General features: G+C 71.1%; 15 protein-coding genes and 1 tRNA gene. 3 read left to right on the forward strand and 13 right to left on the reverse strand.

The genetic code is table 11. From position 1 onward, the window contains the following. Positions 1–42: 42 nt before the first annotated feature. On the reverse strand, positions 43–366 hold the full coding sequence (locus ACX9MN_RS01150) for a hypothetical protein (protein WP_489723548.1): 324 nt from the start codon (positions 364–366) through the stop codon (positions 43–45). A 22-nt stretch (positions 367–388) separates the two neighbouring features. Then, positions 389–2,239 (reverse strand): DEAD/DEAH box helicase, encoded by a 1,851-nt coding sequence (locus ACX9MN_RS01155; protein ID WP_489723549.1) that lies wholly within the window; start codon positions 2,237–2,239, stop codon positions 389–391. 289 nt (positions 2,240–2,528) lie between these two features. Between ACX9MN_RS01155 and ACX9MN_RS01160 the strand changes: the two genes are divergently transcribed. Then, positions 2,529–2,612, forward strand: a tRNA-Tyr gene (locus tag ACX9MN_RS01160). A 17-nt stretch (positions 2,613–2,629) separates the two neighbouring features. Here the strand turns inward: ACX9MN_RS01160 and ruvC are convergent. After that, a complete protein-coding gene (gene ruvC / locus ACX9MN_RS01165) occupies positions 2,630–3,253 on the reverse strand; it encodes a crossover junction endodeoxyribonuclease RuvC (RefSeq protein WP_020093735.1) in 624 nt (207 codons plus the stop codon). Positions 3,254–3,376: 123 nt separating this feature from the next. Next, positions 3,377–3,697: a YnfA family protein gene (locus tag ACX9MN_RS01170; RefSeq protein ID WP_489723550.1), complete on the reverse strand. Its 321-nt coding sequence runs from the start codon at positions 3,695–3,697 to the stop codon at positions 3,377–3,379. A 104-nt stretch (positions 3,698–3,801) separates the two neighbouring features. Between ACX9MN_RS01170 and ACX9MN_RS01175 the strand changes: the two genes are divergently transcribed. Both ACX9MN_RS01175 and ACX9MN_RS01180 read left to right on the forward strand, forming a co-directional pair. After that, positions 3,802–4,782: a tyrosine recombinase XerC gene (locus ACX9MN_RS01175; RefSeq protein WP_489723551.1), complete on the forward strand. Its 981-nt coding sequence runs from the start codon at positions 3,802–3,804 to the stop codon at positions 4,780–4,782. A 261-nt stretch (positions 4,783–5,043) separates the two neighbouring features. Beyond that, entirely contained in the window at positions 5,044–5,793 is a 750-nt protein-coding gene (locus tag ACX9MN_RS01180) for a response regulator (RefSeq protein ID WP_020093732.1), read from the forward strand. Between the two features lie 158 nt (positions 5,794–5,951). On the opposite strand, the gene lpdA is transcribed toward ACX9MN_RS01180, so the two are convergent. The 9 genes from lpdA to ACX9MN_RS01225 form a co-directional block, all read right to left on the reverse strand. Further along, positions 5,952–7,355: a dihydrolipoyl dehydrogenase gene (lpdA, locus tag ACX9MN_RS01185; RefSeq protein WP_091681247.1), complete on the reverse strand. Its 1,404-nt coding sequence runs from the start codon at positions 7,353–7,355 to the stop codon at positions 5,952–5,954. Between the two features lie 67 nt (positions 7,356–7,422). After that, positions 7,423–8,178: an SDR family oxidoreductase gene (locus ACX9MN_RS01190; RefSeq protein WP_020093730.1), complete on the reverse strand. Its 756-nt coding sequence runs from the start codon at positions 8,176–8,178 to the stop codon at positions 7,423–7,425. Positions 8,179–8,185: 7 nt separating this feature from the next. Beyond that, positions 8,186–9,505, reverse strand: a complete 1,320-nt coding sequence (gene odhB, locus ACX9MN_RS01195) for a 2-oxoglutarate dehydrogenase complex dihydrolipoyllysine-residue succinyltransferase (protein ID WP_020093729.1) — start codon at positions 9,503–9,505, stop codon at positions 8,186–8,188. 50 nt (positions 9,506–9,555) lie between these two features. Beyond that, positions 9,556–9,855 carry a YciI family protein gene (locus ACX9MN_RS01200; protein ID WP_100252715.1) on the reverse strand — a complete coding sequence of 100 codons (300 nt, stop codon included), beginning with the start codon at positions 9,853–9,855 and terminating at the stop codon, positions 9,556–9,558. A 10-nt stretch (positions 9,856–9,865) separates the two neighbouring features. Further along, complete coding sequence (locus ACX9MN_RS01205; protein ID WP_020093727.1) at positions 9,866–12,856, reverse strand: 2-oxoglutarate dehydrogenase E1 component; 2,991 nt, start codon at positions 12,854–12,856, stop codon at positions 9,866–9,868. A 173-nt stretch (positions 12,857–13,029) separates the two neighbouring features. Then, complete coding sequence (gene sucD / locus ACX9MN_RS01210; protein ID WP_012317924.1) at positions 13,030–13,914, reverse strand: succinate--CoA ligase subunit alpha; 885 nt, start codon at positions 13,912–13,914, stop codon at positions 13,030–13,032. Between the two features lie 2 nt (positions 13,915–13,916). Then, entirely contained in the window at positions 13,917–15,113 is a 1,197-nt protein-coding gene (gene sucC, locus ACX9MN_RS01215) for an ADP-forming succinate--CoA ligase subunit beta (RefSeq protein WP_489723552.1), read from the reverse strand. A 112-nt stretch (positions 15,114–15,225) separates the two neighbouring features. Next, the gene (gene mdh / locus ACX9MN_RS01220) at positions 15,226–16,188 is read right to left on the reverse strand and encodes a malate dehydrogenase (RefSeq protein WP_020093725.1); all 963 of its coding nucleotides are present in this window, start codon (positions 16,186–16,188) and stop codon (positions 15,226–15,228) included. 401 nt (positions 16,189–16,589) lie between these two features. Beyond that, positions 16,590–17,165, reverse strand: coding sequence for a TetR family transcriptional regulator (locus tag ACX9MN_RS01225; protein ID WP_012317921.1), 576 nt, complete (start codon positions 17,163–17,165; stop codon positions 16,590–16,592). Positions 17,166–17,296 lie beyond the last annotated feature (131 nt).

A 17,296-nucleotide genomic window follows, 5' to 3' on the forward strand; every position in this document is an offset into this window, starting at 1 on the left:
TCGGCAGGCTCGGGACGGTCGGCGCGGCGCGGCCCGGAGCGATCACGACCTCGGCCAGAGGGCGAGGACGAGCGCGGCCCGCTCCTCCGCGAGCGTCCCGTCCGGGACCGGGCGGCCCGCGCGGGCGTACCAGTAGCGCGCGTTGCCGTCGTCGCCCTCGACCCGGTGGAAATGGGCGTGGACCCAGGCCGCGTCGGACCCGCCGGCGTCCTGGACGAGGCGGTGCGCCCGCTCCCAGGCGGCGGAGGCCGGGCTGGACGCGTCCCGGGCGAGCCACCAGAGCGCGGCGAGCGGGGCGTCCCAGACGCTCGGCGGCTCGGACGCGGCGAGTGTCGCGGCGAAGGCGGCGGGGAGGCTCTCGGTCACGGCTGTCTCCTTCCCGGGCGTTTCAGCGGCCGGCGGCGCGCTCCGGCTGCCAGCGCCCGCGGCGCTGCCGGGCCGACCACGCGTAGCGGGCATCGCCGTCGAGGCGGTCGAGATGGTCGGAGAGGCGGTTGCGCTCGAGCCACGACAGGGCCGCCTCCAGCTCCGGGAGGGTCATGGTCGCGCGGCCCTTGCCGAGCACGCGCTTGAGAACGGCGTTGTAGCGGTGGGCGAGATTGCCGCCGCGGGGCACGCGCAGCGAGGTCTCGTCCTCGACCGCCTGGGCGGCCACCGCGGCGGCGAGCCGCTGGCGCAGGGTCCGCTCGGTGACGGAGGGCGGTTCGGGCGCGGGCGCCGCGGCGACCGGTTCGGGGAGGCGCGGGCGCAGCAGGGCGTAGCGCATCCCGATCGCGTTGCTCTCCAGGGGCGTGATCCCGCCCGGCTCGTCGTCGCGCCAGCGGGTCCGCTCCGGCACGACGGCGCTCGCCGGCCGCTCGCGGGGCGGCCGGACGCTGCTGCCCTGCTCGGTCTCGAGTTCGAGGCGGAACCGCGCGAAGAGCGGGTCGTCGGGGTGGAAGATCAGCGCCTGCTGCCCGTCGTAGGGGCCGGCATGGGGATCGACCCGGGTGGCCCGGGCGAGCATCTGCTCGAGCCAGGGCCGGGAGCGGATATGGGTCAGGGCCGCGACCACCGCGACCTCCGGGGCGTCGAGCCCCTCGTACGCCATCGCCACCGTCACCAGCACGGCCGGTTCCGGCGTGAGCCGGAACGCTGCCAGAGCCGCGTGGGCGTCGCCCTGGCCGGAGGTCGCGAGACGGACATCGCGCGCGCCCTGCCCCGCCGGCATCCAGTCGCGCAGGGTCGCGAGATAGGCCCGCGCGCTCGCCTGATCGGGCGCCACCACGAGAAGCTTGCCGAGCCCCCGGGCCGGTTCGCCGGGCGGGAGATCGCGCTCCGCCCGGCGCCGGGCGCGCAGGCGCTTCGTGGCGAAGAACGCCTCGCTCAGAAGGTCGCGGGCGAAGCCGGTCCGCAGGGCGGTGAACAGCGCCGGCCGGGTGGTGATCCGGACCGCGCCCGCGCCGAGCCGGTGCGGCCCGACGCGCGGGCTGTCGCCGGCGATCCGGCCGCCCTCCAGCCAGCTCGCCTCGCCGTCGAGGGCGCCGAACGTCACCGGCAGCACCGCCCGCTCGGCCAGCGCCTGCGCCCGCGAGTAGCCGATGACCGCGAGGCCGGGGGCGTCGAGATCGAGTTCCGGTCCGCGGCCGGGCGCGGCGGGCTGGTAGGGCAGCCCGAGGATCCGCCGCCCGTCCGCCCGCTCCAGCGTCCCGGACAGGTACAGGCGCACGGTCGCCGCCTCCATGACGGGCAGCATCGCGCGGGACCACGCGCCCGCCTCGGAATCCTCCGCGGACATCTCGTCGGCGCCCGGGCGGCCGGGGACCGGCAGGTGATGGACCTCGTCGACCACCAGGAGGGTGCGGTGCGCCCGCGCCTCCGCGAGGTGGAGCGCCGGGGCGGCGGCGACGGCCTGATAGGTGGTGACGTAGCCGGCCAGACCGCGCGCCGGATCGCGCTCGTTGTCGGCGGCCCGCACGCTGAGGGCGTGCCCGAAGGCCGCGCGCCACAGCGGGTCGGCGAAGGCCTCCTCGGCCTGCAGCCGCAGGGAATCCCGCGGTACCACCCAGACCACGCGCTCGACGAGCCCCGCCTCGATCAGCCGGTGCGCGGCGATGACCGGCAGCAGCGACTTGCCCCCGCCCGGCGTGACCGCGGCCAGGATCTTCCGGACATGGGCCGCCTCCCCGCTCGCCATGGCCGCGACCAGGGCCATCAGCGTGCGCTGGTGCGACCGCAGGGACGGGGCGGGACGGGTCAAGGGCCGGCGAAGCAGGGCGACATCGCCACACCGTGGCCGATCCGGATTCCTTTGTGAATCCCCGGAGTCGCGGAACGTTCGCGTTTTCGTCCCAATGGCGGAGCCGCGGGCACCGCGAGGCCGGAAGAGGGTCGACTCTGCAAGCGCGGCCGCCCGGATCGCGGCGACGCCGAGCGAAACCGCCCCGCTCTCCACGATTGCCGCGTCCGGCGAGGCGGATCGGTCCACCATAAGCGTTGACACCCGGCCCACCCCTCACCATAAGGGCGCCGCGGGCGATGCCCGCCTTGGGGGAATGTCCCGAGCGGCAAAGGGGGCGGACTGTAAATCCGCTGCGTAAGCTTCGTAGGTTCGAGTCCTACTTCCCCCACCAAGTTCTTCCCGATCCCGTCAGCCTTGTTTCGCCAGCGCGGCCTCGATGCGCGCGGCCGCGGCGGCCGAGAAGCCCTTCCCCTCGAGCCCTTGTCCCGCGGCGGCCTGACCAGTGAGCGAGCGGCGCTTGCCCCCCGGCAGATGCGCCTGCCGCAGGGCGTGGGCGTCCCGGTGACTGGCATGGGTGATCGCGATGGCCAGCGCGTCGGCGGCGTCCGCGACGCGGAACTCGGCCTTCGGCAGAAGGAAGCGGACCATCGCCTGGATCTGCACCTTCTCGGCGTGGCCGGAGCCCGCGACGGTCTTCTTGATGAGGTTGGGGGCGTACTCGAACACCGGCAGTCCGGCGAGGGCCGGCACGAGCAGTGCCATCGCCCGCGCGTGGCCCAGCTTGAGCGTCGCCTGGGCGTCCTTGTTGACGAAGGTCTCCTCCACGGCGACCTCGTCGGGCCGCACGGCCTCGACGACGCGGCCGATCCCCTCGAACAGCTCCCGCAGCCGCAGGGCCAGCGGAAGCTCCCCGTCCGAGGTCACGACCCCGCAATCGCCGTAGGTGAGCTTCGTGCCCTGCGCGGTGATCAGGCCCCAGCCGGTGCGGCGGAGTCCGGGGTCGATCCCGAGAATGCGGACGGCGCTGGTCATGGGGCTCCACGGCTCGGTGAACGGCCCGAGGCTGCCGTACGTATCGTGAACGCTTGGTTTCACCAAGGTTCCGGGCGCGGAAGCGGTCGGCCGTGGCCGGCCCGGCACGGTGCCGGGTCGAGTTCACCCCCGGCGACCGAGGAGGATCAGCGCCGTTCCGGCGAGGCAGACCGCGCTGCCCGCGAGGTCCCACCGGTCGGGCCGCTGACCCTCCGCGAGCCACTGCCACAGGACCGAGGCCGCGACGTAGACGCCGCCGTAGGCCGCGAAGGCGCGCCCCGCCGCAGGGCTGTCCACGAGGGTCAGGAGGGCCGCGAAGGCCGCCAGCGAGGCGAGGCCCGGCAGCGCCCACCAGGCCGACCGCCCGAGCCGCAGCCAGGCCCAGAACGCGAAGCAGCCGGCGATCTCGGCGAGGGCGGCGGCCGCGTAGGCGAGGAGGGTCATCGCGTCAGCTTGGCACGGCGCGCCGCGCGGGACGAGCCCGGCGCTGGGGACGGACCGCGACCGGCATTAAGCTCCCGGCAAGGAGGATTCGGTCGAGTGTCGCCATGAGCACGCATGCGAGCACCCGCGAGACCCAGGGCGACCGGCTGCTGTTTCCGGGGGACGCCCGCCTCCGCGACGCCGTCCTCGCCTGGATCGAGGCGCTGGCGCGGGAGCGGCGGATGTCGTCCAACACCGTCGAGGCGTACGGGCGCGACCTCCGGCAGTTCCTTCACCACCTCGCGTCCCGTCAGGGGATGCCGACTATCCCGATGCTGATCGGGCTCAAGGTGCGGGACATCCGCGGCTTCATGGCCGCGCGCCGGGCCGACGAGGTCTCCGGGCGCTCGTTGATGCGCATGCTGGCGGGTCTGCGCTCCTTCGCGCGCTTCCTCGAGCGGGAGGGCTTCGGCACCGTCTCGGCCCTGGGCGGTGTGCGCTCGCCCAAGGTCCCGCGGCGGCTTCCCCGTCCCCTGCCCGTCTCCGCCGCGGTGGCGCTGACCGATACCGCGATCCGCGCCGGCGAGGAGCGGGAGCCCTGGGTCCTCGCCCGGGACGCCGCCGTGCTGGCCCTGCTCTACGGCGCGGGGCTGCGCATCTCCGAGGCCCTGGGCCTGACCCGCCGTGACGCACCCCTGCCCGGGGTCGATCAGGTCACCGTGCTCGGCAAGGGCGGCAAGCAGCGCATGGTGCCGATCCTGCCCGTCGTGGCGCAGGCCGTGGCGGACTACGTCGCCGCCTGTCCCCTGCCGCTGCCGCCGGAGGGACCGCTGTTTCTCGGTGCCCGGGGCGGCCCGCTCTCGCCGCGCATCATCCAGTACACGGTCGCGCGCGCCCGCGGCGCCCTGGGCCTGCCCGAGAGCGCCACACCGCACGCCCTGCGGCATTCCTTCGCAACCCATCTGCTGGCGCGCCAGGGCGAACTCCGGGCGATCCAGGAACTCCTGGGCCACGCCTCGCTCTCCACGACGCAGCTTTACACGCAGGTCGACGCCGCCCGCCTCATGAGTGCCTACGCGGCGGCCCATCCGCGGGCTGGCCATTGAGCAAGATTGCTAAAAACTTCGACTTCGAGAGCCTTCATCATCGTCTATAGGCGCGTCTTCCGGTTCGCCCAGTGCAGAATCCCGCTCTTTAAGAGCTTCGTCACGATCTTCAGCCAATATGGGCAACGAACGGGATGGGGTTGGGCGGGCGTCATGGATCTTCAGGATGGGAGGGCGCCGGCACGTGTCGTAATCGCGGATTGCGATCCGGGCCGCCGCGTCTCCCTGAGAGAGATCGTCCTGCGATTCGATCCCAGCGCGGTGATCGATGAGGCGACCTCGGGTCAGGCGCTCTGCGACATCCTCCTCCGCCACCGTCCCACCCTGGCCTTCGTGGGAATGCAGCTCGACGATCTCAGCGGCCCCGAAGCCGTCGCCGTCGCGCGCCGGGCGGGTGCGGAGCCCCCCTGCCTGGTGCTGGTGGCGACCCGCGTGCTGCCGCACTGGCAGGAGATCGCCACGAGCCTCGGCGCCTACGAAGTCCTGAAGACGCCCCTCGACCCGAGCCATATCGAGCCGCTGCTCCACGCGGATGCCCGCCGTCGCGCACCGACCCGGGCCCTGCTCGCCTGCTCGACTCCGGCCGGGCGGTCGGCCATCAGCCGCGTCGTGGCGCGCAGCGGGTTCGCGATCGAGCTCGACGAGACGGATGACGGCCGCCACGCCCTCAAGCAGCTGAAGCTCGCCGCCTACGACTTCGCCTTCATCGACGTGAAGCTCGGCGGCATCGACGGGCTCGAACTGGCCTGCCAGATCCAGCCCCTCGGCCTCCCGACCCGGATCACCCTGCTGACCACGTCCGAGCTGGAGCCCGTCGCACAGGCCGGCCGCTACTTCGGCGTCGACGCCGTGCTGCGGATGCCGTTCTACGCCCGCGACATCGACCTCGCCCTGCACAACGCGCTGGGCCTGCGTCGGCCGTATCTGCTGAACGCCCTGACGGCCCCGCCCGCGCCGAGCGCGCTGCTGCGGATCGCCGACCTGCCGAATTCCAGGCGCAAGATCGCCTGACCCCGCGCCGGGCCGTCGCTCTGCGGGCCAGTCAGGTTCGAGGCGCGCGGTGTGTGACGGAACGCGAAGGCCCCCTTTCCCGCATGGGAGAGGGGGCCTTCGCGCAGGCGGTCGAGCCCGCCGAGGTAGCAATCCGCGCAGCCGTGGGCCTTGGCCCGTCAGACGTGGATGGCGCGCTTGTTGACCGCCAGCGCGGCTTCCTTGACGGCCTCGGTCAGCGTCGGGTGCGCGTGGCAAGTGCGGGCGATGTCCTCCGACGAGGCGCCGAACTCCATCGCGACCGCCACCTCGGCGATCAGGTTGCCGGCATCCGCGCCCACGATGTGCACGCCGAGTACCCGGTCGGTCTGGGCGTCGGCCAGCACCTTCACGAACCCGTCGGTGGTGCCGTTCGCCTTGGCCCGGCCATTGGCCGTGAAGGGGAATTTGCCGGCGTTGTAGGCCACGCCGTCCTTCTTCAACTCCTCCTCGGTCTTGCCGACCGAGGCGACTTCCGGGAACGTGTAGACCACGTTCGGGATCACGCCGTAATTCACGTGGCCGGACTGGCCGGCCAGCATCTCGGCGATCGCCACGCCCTCGTCCTCGGCCTTGTGGGCGAGCATCGGGCCGGCAATCACGTCGCCGATGGCGTAGATGCCGGTGACGTTGGTGGCGTAGTGGGAATCGGTGAGGATCCGGCCCTTGTCGTCCCGCTGGACACCGACCGTGTCGAGGCCGAGGCCTTCCGTGTAGGGCGTCCGGCCGATGCAGACGAGGACCACGTCAGCCTGCAGCGTCTCCGCCGCGCCGCCCGCGGCCGGCTCGACCGTGACCGTCGCGCCGCCCTTCTTGCCGACCTCGACGCCCGTCACCTTGGTGGACAGCCTGAAGGCGATGCCCTGTTTCGTCAGGATCCGCTGGAACTGCTTGCCGACCTCGCCGTCCATGCCCGGCAGCACCCGGTCGAGATACTCGACCACGGTCACCTCGGAGCCGAGCCGGCGCCAGACGGAACCCAGCTCCAGCCCGATCACGCCGGCGCCGATGACGAGGAGCTTCTTCGGCACCCGGTCGAGTTCCAGGGCGCCGGTGGAGGAGACCACGACCTTCTCGTCGATGGTGACGCCGGGCAGGCGCGCCACGTCCGAGCCGGTCGCGATGACGATGCTCTTCGTCTCGAGCATCTGGTTGCCGCCGTCCTCGGCGATGACCTCGACGCGGCCGGCGCCGGCGATCCGGCCGGTGCCGTGGAAGGTGTCGACCTTGTTCTTCTTGAGCAGGAACTCGACGCCCTTGGTGTTGCCGGCGACGCCCTCGGCCTTGAAGGCCATCATCTTCTTGAGGTCGAGCTTCGGCGTGCCGACGTCGATGCCGAGATCGGCGAAGTGCGTGTTGGCCTCCTCGAAGGCCTCGGACGCGTGCAGCAGGGCCTTGGACGGGATGCAGCCGACATTGAGGCAGGTGCCGCCGTGCGTCGCGCGCTTCTCGACCACCGCGGTCCGCAGGCCGAGCTGCGCCGCGCGGATCGCGCAGACGTAGCCGCCGGGGCCGGTGCCGATGACGACGAGATCGTAGGACATGAGGCTTCGCTTCCGCTCGGTCGTGCCGCGTGCGAGACGGGCAGGGAATGTCAGGTGGGGCTTGGCCTCAGCGGCCGCCGCCGATGTCGAGGATGGCGCCCGTGGTGTAGGAGGCCTCGTCCGAGAGGAGCCACACGATCGGTGCGGCCACCTCCTCGGCGGTGCCGGCCCGCTTCATCGGGACGCCGGGGCCGAGACGCTCGACCCGGTCCGGCTCGCCGCCGCTGGCATGGATCTCGGTGGCGATGATGCCGGGCGCCACCGCGTTGACGCGGATGCCGTCGGCGGCGACCTCGCGGGAAAGCCCGATCGTCAGCGAGTCGATGGCGCCCTTGGAGGCCGCGTAGTCCACGAACTGGCCGGGGCCGCCGAGGCGCGCCGCCACCGAGGACAGGTTGACGATCGCGCCCCCTGCCCCTCCGCGCTTGATCGACATGCGCCGCACCGCCTCCCGCGCGCACAGGAAGCTGCCGACCACGTTGGTGGTCATCATGCGCTGCAAGCGGGCGACGCTCATGTCGGCGACGTCAGACTTCACGTCGACCACGCCGGCATTGTTGACGAGCGCCGCGAGGCGGCCGAGGCCGTCGGCCGCCTTGAACAGGGCGATGACGTCGGCCTCGTTGCCGACGTCGCCCTTCACGGCGAGCGCCCGTCCGCCCTTGGCCGCGATCGCGTCCACCACGCCCTGCGCGGCGGCGGCGTCCGACACGTAGCTCAGGCAGACGGCGTAGCCGCGCTCCGCCAGGAGGAGCGCCACCGCGCGGCCAATGCCGCGGCTGCCGCCCGTGACGATCGCGACCCTGTTCTCAGCGCTCGACATGGCTGCCTCAGAGGTCCAGCACGAGGCGCGCCGGATCCTCCAGCGCCTCCTTGACCCGCACCAGGAAGGTCACGGCCTCCTTACCGTCGACGATGCGATGGTCGTACGACAGGGCGAGGTACATCATCGGCCGCGCCTCGATCTTGCCGGCGCGGACCACCGGGCGCTCCTCGATGCGGTGCATGCCGAGGATGCCCGACTGCGGCGCGTTGAGGATCGGCGTCGACATCAGCGAGCCGTAGATGCCGCCGTTGGTGATCGTGAAGGTGCCGCCCTGCATCTCCTCGATGGAGAGCTTGCCGTCGCGGGCCTTCTTGCCGAAGCCGGCGATCTTCTTCTCAATGCCGGCGATCGACAGGTCGTCGGCGTCGCGCACCACCGGCACGACGAGACCCTTATCGGTGCCGACCGCGATGCCGATGTGGTAGTAGTTCTTGTAGACGAGGTCCTGCCCGTCGATCTCGGCGTTGACCGCCGGCACGTCCTTGAGGGCGCCGATCACCGCCTTGGTGAAAAAGCCCATGAAGCCGAGCTTCGTGCCGTGCTTCTTCTCGAAGATGTCCTTGTACTGGCTGCGCATCGCCATCACGGCCGACATGTCGACGTCGTTGAACGTCGTCAGCATCGCCGCGGTGTCCTGCGCGTCCTTCAGGCGGCGCGCGATGGTCTGGCGCAGCTTCGTCATGCGCACGCGCTCCTCGCGCGCGGCGTCGTCCGGCGCCGAGGGGGCGCGCGGCAGGGTCGGACGGGCCTCCTTGGCGGGCGCCGACGGGGCCGGCCCCTTGGCGATGGCGCCGAGCATGTCCCCCTTCGTGACGCGTCCGTCCTTGCCGGACCCGCTCACCGACGACGGGTCGACACCCGATTCCCGGGCGAGCTTGGCCACCGCCGGGCCGTTGTCTCCGACCGGGCGCTGCTGGGCCGCGGGGGCGGCGGCATCGCCGTGGTTGCCGTAGCCGGCGGACGATTCCTGGGCCGGGGCCTCGGCCTTCGCGGGCGCGGCGGCCTTCGGGGCCTCGCTCCGGCTCTCGGCCTTGGTCTCGGCGCTCTCCTTCGGGGCGGCCTTCTTGGCCGTGCCGCCGCCGGCTCCGGCCTCGACGATCGAGCCGAGCAGGGCACCGGGCTCCACGGTCTCGCCGTCCTTGACCAGGATCTCGCCGAGCTCGCCGGCCGCCGGGGCGTTCACCTCCAGGGTGACCTTGTCGGTCTCGAGCTCGACGATCGGCTCGTCGGCCGCGACCGTGTCGCCGGGCTTCTTGAACCAGCGGCCGATCGTGGCCTCGCTCACGGATTCGCCGAGGGTCGGGACGAGGATGTCGGTTGCCATGCTCTCTTCTGCCCCGCGGGGGGGCCTCCTCTGGATGTCGGGCCGCGACGTCAGCGCCGCAGGATCAGGGATGGAACGGGCGAGACGGTGTACCGGAAGCCTGCCTGCGCCATCAGGACGGGATCTGCTTCGCCGAGCGCCTCGGCCCGGGCCGCGTCGTCGGCCTCGACCAGGGCGAGGCCCCAGGTGCCGCCGGACTCGAAGACGGGTCCGACCGCGATGGCGATGCCGGCGGCCGCCTGCTCCATCCAGTAGCCGGAATGCGCCGAGAACAGCGCCTTCTCGGCCTCCGTCGCGTCGAACGGGAAGCTCGGGCGGGGCGGTTCCAGGCGGAGCAGGAAGTAGGCCATGGCCGGACGATCAGACCGCCAGGGCCTCGTTGAGGAAGGCCTGGAGCTGCGCTTGGTGCTTCGACATCTGGCCGACCGCCGTGGAGGCGGAGGCCGGACGGCCGACGTAGCGGGCGCGCTTCACCGCGGAGCCGGCCTGGCCGAGCACCCACTCGAGGTAGGGCTCGACGAAGGACCAGGCGCCCATGTTCTTGGGCTCCTCCTGGCACCAGATCACGTCGGCGTTGCGGAACCGGGCCATCTCGTTGGCCAGCGCCTTCAGGGGGAACGGGTAGAGCTGCTCGACGCGCATCAGGTAGATGTCGTTGAGGCCGCGCTTCTCCCGCTCCTCCAGCAGGTCGTAGTAGACCTTGCCGGAGCACAGCACGACGCGGCGGATCTTGTCGTCGCGCACGAGCTTGTTCTGCGCGCCCTCCTCCTCGGCGTCGTCCCAGAGGACGCGGTGGAAGGTCGAGCCCTCGGCGAGCGCGTCGAGGTTCGAGACGGCGCGCTTGTGGCGCAGCAGCGACTTCGGCGTCATCAGCACCAGCGGCTTGCGGAAGTCGCGCTTCAGCTGCCGGCGCAGGATGTGGAAGTAGTTCGCCGGCGTCGTGACGTTGGCGACCTGCATGTTGTCCTCGGCGCAGGCCTGGAGGTAGCGCTCCAGGCGGGCCGAGGAGTGCTCGGGCCCCTGGCCCTCGTAGCCGTGCGGCAGCAGCAGCACGAGGCCCGACATGCGCAGCCACTTGCGCTCGCCGGACGCGATGAACTGGTCGATCACCACCTGGGCGCCGTTGGCGAAGTCGCCGAACTGGGCTTCCCAGAGGACCAGGGCGTTCGGCTCGGCGAGCGAGTAGCCGTACTCGAAGCCGAGCACCGCTTCCTCGGAGAGCATCGAGTTGATGATCTCGATCGCGGCCTGCCCCTCGCGGATGGCGTTGAGCGGCGTGAAGCGCTGCTCGTTTTCCTGGTCGATCACCACCGCGTGGCGCTGCGAGAACGTGCCGCGCTCCACGTCCTGACCCGACAGGCGGACCCGGTTGCCGTCGAGGAGCGTCGCCCCGAAGGCCAGGGCCTCGGCGGTCGCCCAGTCGATGCCGACCCCCGTCTCCACCGCCTTGGCGCGGTTGTCCATGAAGCGCTGGATCGTGCGGTGCAGGTGGAAGCCGGGCGGCGCCTGCGTGATCCTGCGCCCGATCTCCTGCAGGGTCCCGGCCGGCACGGCGGTGCGGCCGCGGCGCGGGTCGTCCACGTCCTCGTGCACGGCCTTCACGCCGGACCAGCGGCCGTCGAGCCAGTCGGCCTTGTTGGCCTTGTAGTTGTTGGCGACGTCGAGCTCGCTGTCGAGCATCCCTCGGAACTCGGCCTTGCGGGCGTCGAGCGCCTCCTGGGTCACCGAGCCGTTCTCGACGAGCTTGCGGCCGTAGCTCTCCAGCACCGAGGGATGCTTGCGGATCCGCTGGTACATCTTCGGCTGGGTGAAGGCCGGCTCGTCGCCCTCGTTGTGGCCGAAGCGGCGGTAGCACAGCATGTCGATCACGACCGGCTTGCCGAACTTCTGCCGGTACTCGACCGCGACCTTGGCGGCGAAGGTGACGGCTTCCGGATCGTCGCCGTTGCAGTGGAAGATCGGCGCTTCGACCATCTTGGCGACGTCGGACGGGTAGGGCGAGGAGCGCGAGAAGCGCGGATCGGTCGTGAAGCCGATCTGGTTGTTGATGATGAAGTGCACCGAGCCGCCGGTGCGGTGGCCCTTCAGGCCCGACAGGCCGAAGCACTCCGCCACCACGCCCTGGCCCGCGAAGGCGGCGTCGCCGTGGATCAGGAGCGGCAGCACCGTGCGGCGCTCGATGTTGGGCTTGGCCCATTGGTCCTGCTTGGCGCGGACCTTTCCGAGCACCACCGGGTCGACGATCTCGAGGTGGGACGGGTTGGCGGTGAGCGACAGGTGGACGTTGTTGCCGTCGAAGGCGCGGTCCGAGGACGCGCCCAGGTGGTACTTCACGTCGCCCGAGCCCTCGACCTCGGCCGGGGAGGCCGAGCCGCCCTTGAACTCGTGGAACACCGCCCGGAAGGGCTTGGCCATCACGTTGGTGAGCACGTTGAGCCGGCCGCGATGGGCCATGCCGAGCACGATCTCGCGCACGCCGAGCGCGCCGCCGCGCTTGATGATCTGCTCCAGCGCCGGGATCATCGCCTCGCTGCCGTCGAGGCCGAAGCGCTTGGTGCCGGTGTACTTGAGGTCGAGGAACTTCTCGAAGCCCTCGGCCTCGATCAGCTTGTTGAGGATCGCGCGGCGCCCCTCGGGGGTGAAGGAGATCTCCTTGTCCTTGCCCTCGATGCGCTCCTGGATCCACGCCTTCTCGGCGGGATCCGAGATGTGCATGAACTCGACGCCGAGCGTCTGGCAGTAGGTCCGCTCCAGGATGCCGACGATCTCGCGGATCGTGCCGAACTGCAGGCCGAGGACGTTGTCGAGGAAGATCGGACGGTCCCAGTCGGCCTCCTCGGTGAAGCCGTAATGCTGCGGGTGCAGCTCCTCGTGGTCGCCCCGCGGCGCGAGCCCCAGCGGGTCCAGCTTGGCGTGCAGGTGGCCGCGCATCCGGTAGGAGCGGATCAGCATGATCGCCCGCACCGAATCCTTGGTCGCCTGCTCGACCGACACGCCGGTGGTGGCGGTGACGCTGTCCTGCGGCTTGCCGGGCTTGGGTTCCTTGGCTTCCCGCGCGACGATCTTGTCGCCGATCGCCTTCTCCAGGGCGCCCCAGTTGCCGTCGAGCGCCGAGACCAGCTCGCCGTTGAGCGGCACCGGCCAGTGCGGCTTCTCCCAGGAGGCGCCGGCGGCGTTCTTCTCGACCAGGGTCTCGTCCTCGCCGAGCCCCTTGAAGAAGGTCTGCCACTCCGGATCCACCGAGGACGGGTTGCGGGCGTAGGCCGCCTGCAATTCCTCGATGTAGGCGGCGTTGGCGCCGTACAGGAACGAGGTTTCGAGGAGCGCTTCGTTCACGTCCTGGCGTGCCATGGTGCGTCCATCCTGATCGCGCGGGCAGGCTCCCCTGCCCTCCGGGCTCCCCGTCAGCGCGGCGGAGCGCCCTCGAACCGAAACGGGGCGGGTGACCGCCCCGCTGAGATCGTCTGCACGCCCGATATGGGCGTCGCGGCCCTGCGATGGCCGCGACGCAGGCGCGCGGGCCTTTAGCCCTTCAGCACCTCGACGAGCGTCGAGCCCAGCCGGGCCGGCGACGGCGACACGCGGATGCCCGCGGCCTCCATGGCGGCGATCTTGTCCTCGGCGCCGCCCTTGCCGCCCGAGATGATCGCGCCGGCATGGCCCATGCGGCGGCCCGGAGGCGCCGTGCGGCCGGCGATGAAGCCGACCATCGGCTTCTTGCGCCCGCGCTTGGCCTCGTCCTTGAGGAACTGGGCCGCCTCCTCCTCGGCCGAGCCGCCGATCTCGCCGATCATCACGATCGACTCGGTCTTCGGGTCGGCGAGGAACAGCTCCAGCACGTCGATGAACTCGGTGCCCTTCACCGGGTCGCCGCCGATGCCCACCGCCGTGGTCTGGCCGAGGCCGGCATTGGAGGTCTGGAACACCGCCTCGTAGGTCAGCGTGCCCGAGCGGGACACGATGCCGACCGAGCCCGGCCGGAAGATGTTGGCCGGCATGATGCCGATCTTCGACTCGCCGGCCGTGACGATGCCGGGGCAGTTCGGCCCGACGAGGCGCGACTTCGAGCCCGTCAGCGCCCGCTTCACCCGCACCATGTCGAGCACCGGGATGCCCTCCGTGATGCAGACGATCAGCGGCACCTCGGCGGCGATCGCCTCGCAGATCGCGTCGGCGGCGCCCGGCGGCGGCACGTAGACCACCGAGGCCTCGGCGCCCGTGGCCTCGCGGGCCTCGGCGACCGTGTCGAACACCGGCAGGCCGAGATGGCTGGAGCCGCCCTTACCGGGGCTCGTGCCGCCGACCATCTTGGTTCCGTAGGCGATGGCCTGCTCGGAGTGGAAGGTCCCGTTCTTGCCGGTGAAGCCCTGGCAGATGACCTTGGTGTTGGCGTCGATCATCACCGACATGATCAGGCTCCCTTCACGGCGGCGACGATCTTCTGGGCGGCGTCGTCGAGGTCGTCCGCCGGGATCACGTTGAGGCCCGAGTTGCGGATGATGGCCTTGCCCTGCTCGACGTTGGTGCCCTCGAGGCGCACCACCAGCGGCACCTGCAGGCCCACCGCCTTCACGGCGGCGATCACGCCATTGGCGATCACGTCGCACTTCATGATCCCGCCGAAGATGTTGACGAGGATCCCCTTAACGTTCGGGTCGGCGGTGATGATCTTGAACGCCGCCGTGACCTTCTCCTCCGAGGCGCCGCCGCCGACATCGAGGAAGTTCGCCGGCTCCTCGCCGTAGAGCTTGATGATGTCGAGCGTCGCCATGGCGAGGCCGGCGCCGTTGACCATGCAGCCGATCGTGCCGTCGAGCGCGATGTAGGCGAGGTCGTACTTGGACGCCTCGATCTCCTTGGCGTCCTCCTCGGTCTCGTCGCGGAGCGCCATGATGTCCGCGTGCCGGTAGAGGGCGTTCGAATCGAAGGCCATCTTGGCGTCGAGGCACTTGAGGTGCCCGTCGGCGGTCAGCACCAGCGGGTTGATCTCCAGGAGGCTCATGTCCTTGGCCACGAAGGCCGCGTAGAGCTTCTCGGTCAGCGCGGCCGCTTCCTTGGCCTGGGCGCCCGACAGGCCGAGCGCCTTGGCGACGGCGCGGCCGTGGTGGGGCATCACGCCGGTGGCGGGGTCGACCGCGATCGTGTGGATCTTCTCGGGCGTGTCGTGGGCGACCGCCTCGATGTCCATGCCACCCTCGGTGGAGACCACGAAGGCGACGCCGCCCGTGGCGCGGTCGACCAGCATCGAGAGGTAGAACTCCTCGGCGATCTGGGCGCCTTCCTCGATGTAGAGGCGGTTGACCTGCTTGCCGGCCGCGCCGGTCTGGATGGTCACCAGCGTCTGGCCGAGCATCTCGCCGGCGAACTGCTTGACCTCGTCGATCGACTTGGTGACGCGCACGCCGCCCTTGGCGCCCTCGGGCGCGCCCTTGAAGGTGCCCTTGCCGCGGCCGCCCGCGTGGATCTGGCTCTTCACGACCCAGACGGGGCCGCCGAGCTCCTTGGCGGCGGCCTCGGCCTCCGACGGGTTGAAGATGGCCACGCCGCGGGAGACGGGCAGGCCGAACTCCTTCAGCACGGCCTTGGCCTGATATTCGTGGATATTCATCGGAGCCTCGTAAGGAGGAGCGAATAGGTGGCAGCGGGCGGCGCGTAGAGAAATCGAGTGATCGAGATTCGAATCTCCGACCGCTACGCGCTGCCCGGTATCCGCTTACCGGTCAGGCGAGGCTGCTGTCGACGCCCTTGCAGGCCTCGATGAGTCCCGTCACCGAGGCGACCGACTTGTCGAACATGGTCTTCTCGGCCGCGTCGAAGGTCACCTCGAGCACGCGCTCCACGCCGTTGGCACCGATCACGATTGGCACGCCGATGAACATGCCCGTCACGCCGTACTGGCCGTCGAGGTAGGCGGCGCAGGGCAGGACCCGCTTCTTGTCGCGCAGGTAGCTCTCGGCCATGGCGATGGCGGAGGCGGCGGGCGCGTAGAAGGCCGAGCCGGTCTTGAGCAGGTTGACGATCTCGCCGCCGCCCTTGCGGGTGCGGTCGACCATGGCGTCGAGCTTCTCCTGGGTGGTCCAGCCGAGCTTGACGAGGTCCGTCAGCGGCACGCCCGCCACCGTCGAGTAGCGGGTCAGCGGCACCATGTCGTCGCCGTGGCCGCCGAGCACGAAGGCCGTGACGTCCTCCACCGACACCTTGAACTCCTCGGCGAGGAAGTGGCGGAAGCGCGCCGAATCCAGCACGCCGGCCATGCCGACGATCTTGTTGGTCGGGACGCCCGAGAACTTCTGCAGCGCCCACACCATGGCGTCGAGCGGGTTGGTGATGCAGATCACGAAGGCGTCCGGCGCGTGGGTCTTGATGCCCTCGCCGACGGCCTGCATGACCTTGAGGTTGATGCCGATCAGGTCGTCGCGGCTCATGCCGGGCTTGCGCGGCACGCCGGCGGTCACGATCACCACGTCGGCGCCCTTGATGGCGGCGTAGTCGCTGGCGCCCGCGTAGGTCGCGTCAAAGCCCTCGACCGGGGCGGCCTCGGCGATGTCCAGCGCCTTGCCCTGCGGCACGCCGTCGACGATGTCGAACAGCACCACGTCCCCGAGATCCTTGAGGCCGGCCAGAAGGGCCAGGGTGCCGCCGATCTGGCCGGCGCCGATGAGCGCGATCTTGTTGCGAGCCATGTCGGATGTGTCTCCGCTGCGTTCGACTTCGGTGATGCGTTGCGCGAGGCCGGAGCCGCTCGTCCGTCAGGGTCCGAGGCCGGATTCGCCACTCTGAAATCTGCGCGGCTGTGTGGCCGAAAAGCACCGTGGCTTCAACCCGATGAGGGCCGCGCGGGCGGCGCGTCCGGGCCGTCGGATCGCCCTCGAGCGTCCCGACGGTGCCTCCGAAACGTCAACGTCGCGAGTGTTTTAGGTGCAGTGCACCCTGGCGCCGGACGGCCGCGAAGCCGCGATGACAGATCTGGAATCCTGTCATTTCGGGTCGCGGCGGGCGGCGTGCGGCGCGGGAGGGCGCACGAACGACGAAGGCCCGGACGGTCTGTCCGGGCCTTCGAGAGAGCCTGTGGGTACGCGCCGGATCAGAGGATGCCGGAGCGCAGGACCCGCTGGATCGCGTGGATGACGGCCCCGAACCGGGCCTCGATCAGGTCGCGCGGCACCTCGGCATCGTGCTGGATCGCTAGCGGATGCGTGAAGCGGTAGCTCGCGTCGAAGATGTAGGCGATCGCCCGTTCCCGGTCCCGGGCCGAGAAGATCCCGGAGGTGATGCCCTCCTCGACCACGCGCTCGACGAGGCTGCGCAGCCGCACGCGGTGCCGCCGGGCGATCGGCCGTGCCGAGACGGTGGCGTCGAGATGGACCGCGAACAGGTTCGGCTCGTCGAACAGGGCGTCCCGCTGGACCGTCGCGAGGGCGGTCAGGAGGCGCTCGATCTTGTCGTCGGCGGGATCGGGCGCGTCGGCGATGCCTGCGAGCCGGGCTTCGACCTCGCGCAGCCAGCGGCCCGCCACCGCGTCGAGGAGCGCGTCCTTCGACGGGAAGTAGCGGTACACGTTCGCGTGCGTCATGCCGGCCTCGGCGGCGACGGCCACGACCGTCACGCGCTTGGGCCCGAGCCGCGAGAGGTGCTCGGTGGCGATCCCGAGCAGCCGCACGTCGGCCGCGACCGGCGCCCGCGGGCGGGCGGGACTGGCCGCTTCACCGGTCTCGCGGAGTGTGCCGGATTCGGCGTCGGCGACGGTGATCTTGGCCTTGGCGCTGAGCGCCTCCTCCTTGGACCCGTCAG

This window comes from Methylobacterium sp. 1A, from assembly GCF_058072805.1.

Excerpts from the sequence above, each read along its gene's own strand:
- ACX9MN_RS01170 (WP_489723550.1), bottom strand. The coding sequence starts at position 3,697 with ATGACCCTCCTCGCCTACGCGGCCGCCGCCCTCGCCGAGATCGCCGGC.
- ACX9MN_RS01175 (WP_489723551.1), top strand. The coding sequence starts at position 3,802 with ATGAGCACGCATGCGAGCACCCGCGAGACCCAGGGCGACCGGCTGCTG.
- lpdA (WP_091681247.1), bottom strand. The coding sequence starts at position 7,355 with ATGTCCTACGATCTCGTCGTCATCGGCACCGGCCCCGGCGGCTACGTC.
- sucC (WP_489723552.1), bottom strand. The coding sequence starts at position 15,113 with ATGAATATCCACGAATATCAGGCCAAGGCCGTGCTGAAGGAGTTCGGC.
- ruvC (WP_020093735.1), bottom strand. The coding sequence starts at position 3,253 with ATGACCAGCGCCGTCCGCATTCTCGGGATCGACCCCGGACTCCGCCGC.
- odhB (WP_020093729.1), bottom strand. The coding sequence starts at position 9,505 with ATGGCAACCGACATCCTCGTCCCGACCCTCGGCGAATCCGTGAGCGAG.
- sucD (WP_012317924.1), bottom strand. The coding sequence starts at position 13,914 with ATGTCGGTGATGATCGACGCCAACACCAAGGTCATCTGCCAGGGCTTC.
- ACX9MN_RS01205 (WP_020093727.1), bottom strand. The coding sequence starts at position 12,856 with ATGGCACGCCAGGACGTGAACGAAGCGCTCCTCGAAACCTCGTTCCTG.
- ACX9MN_RS01190 (WP_020093730.1), bottom strand. The coding sequence starts at position 8,178 with ATGTCGAGCGCTGAGAACAGGGTCGCGATCGTCACGGGCGGCAGCCGC.
- mdh (WP_020093725.1), bottom strand. The coding sequence starts at position 16,188 with ATGGCTCGCAACAAGATCGCGCTCATCGGCGCCGGCCAGATCGGCGGC.
- ACX9MN_RS01200 (WP_100252715.1), bottom strand. The coding sequence starts at position 9,855 with ATGGCCTACTTCCTGCTCCGCCTGGAACCGCCCCGCCCGAGCTTCCCG.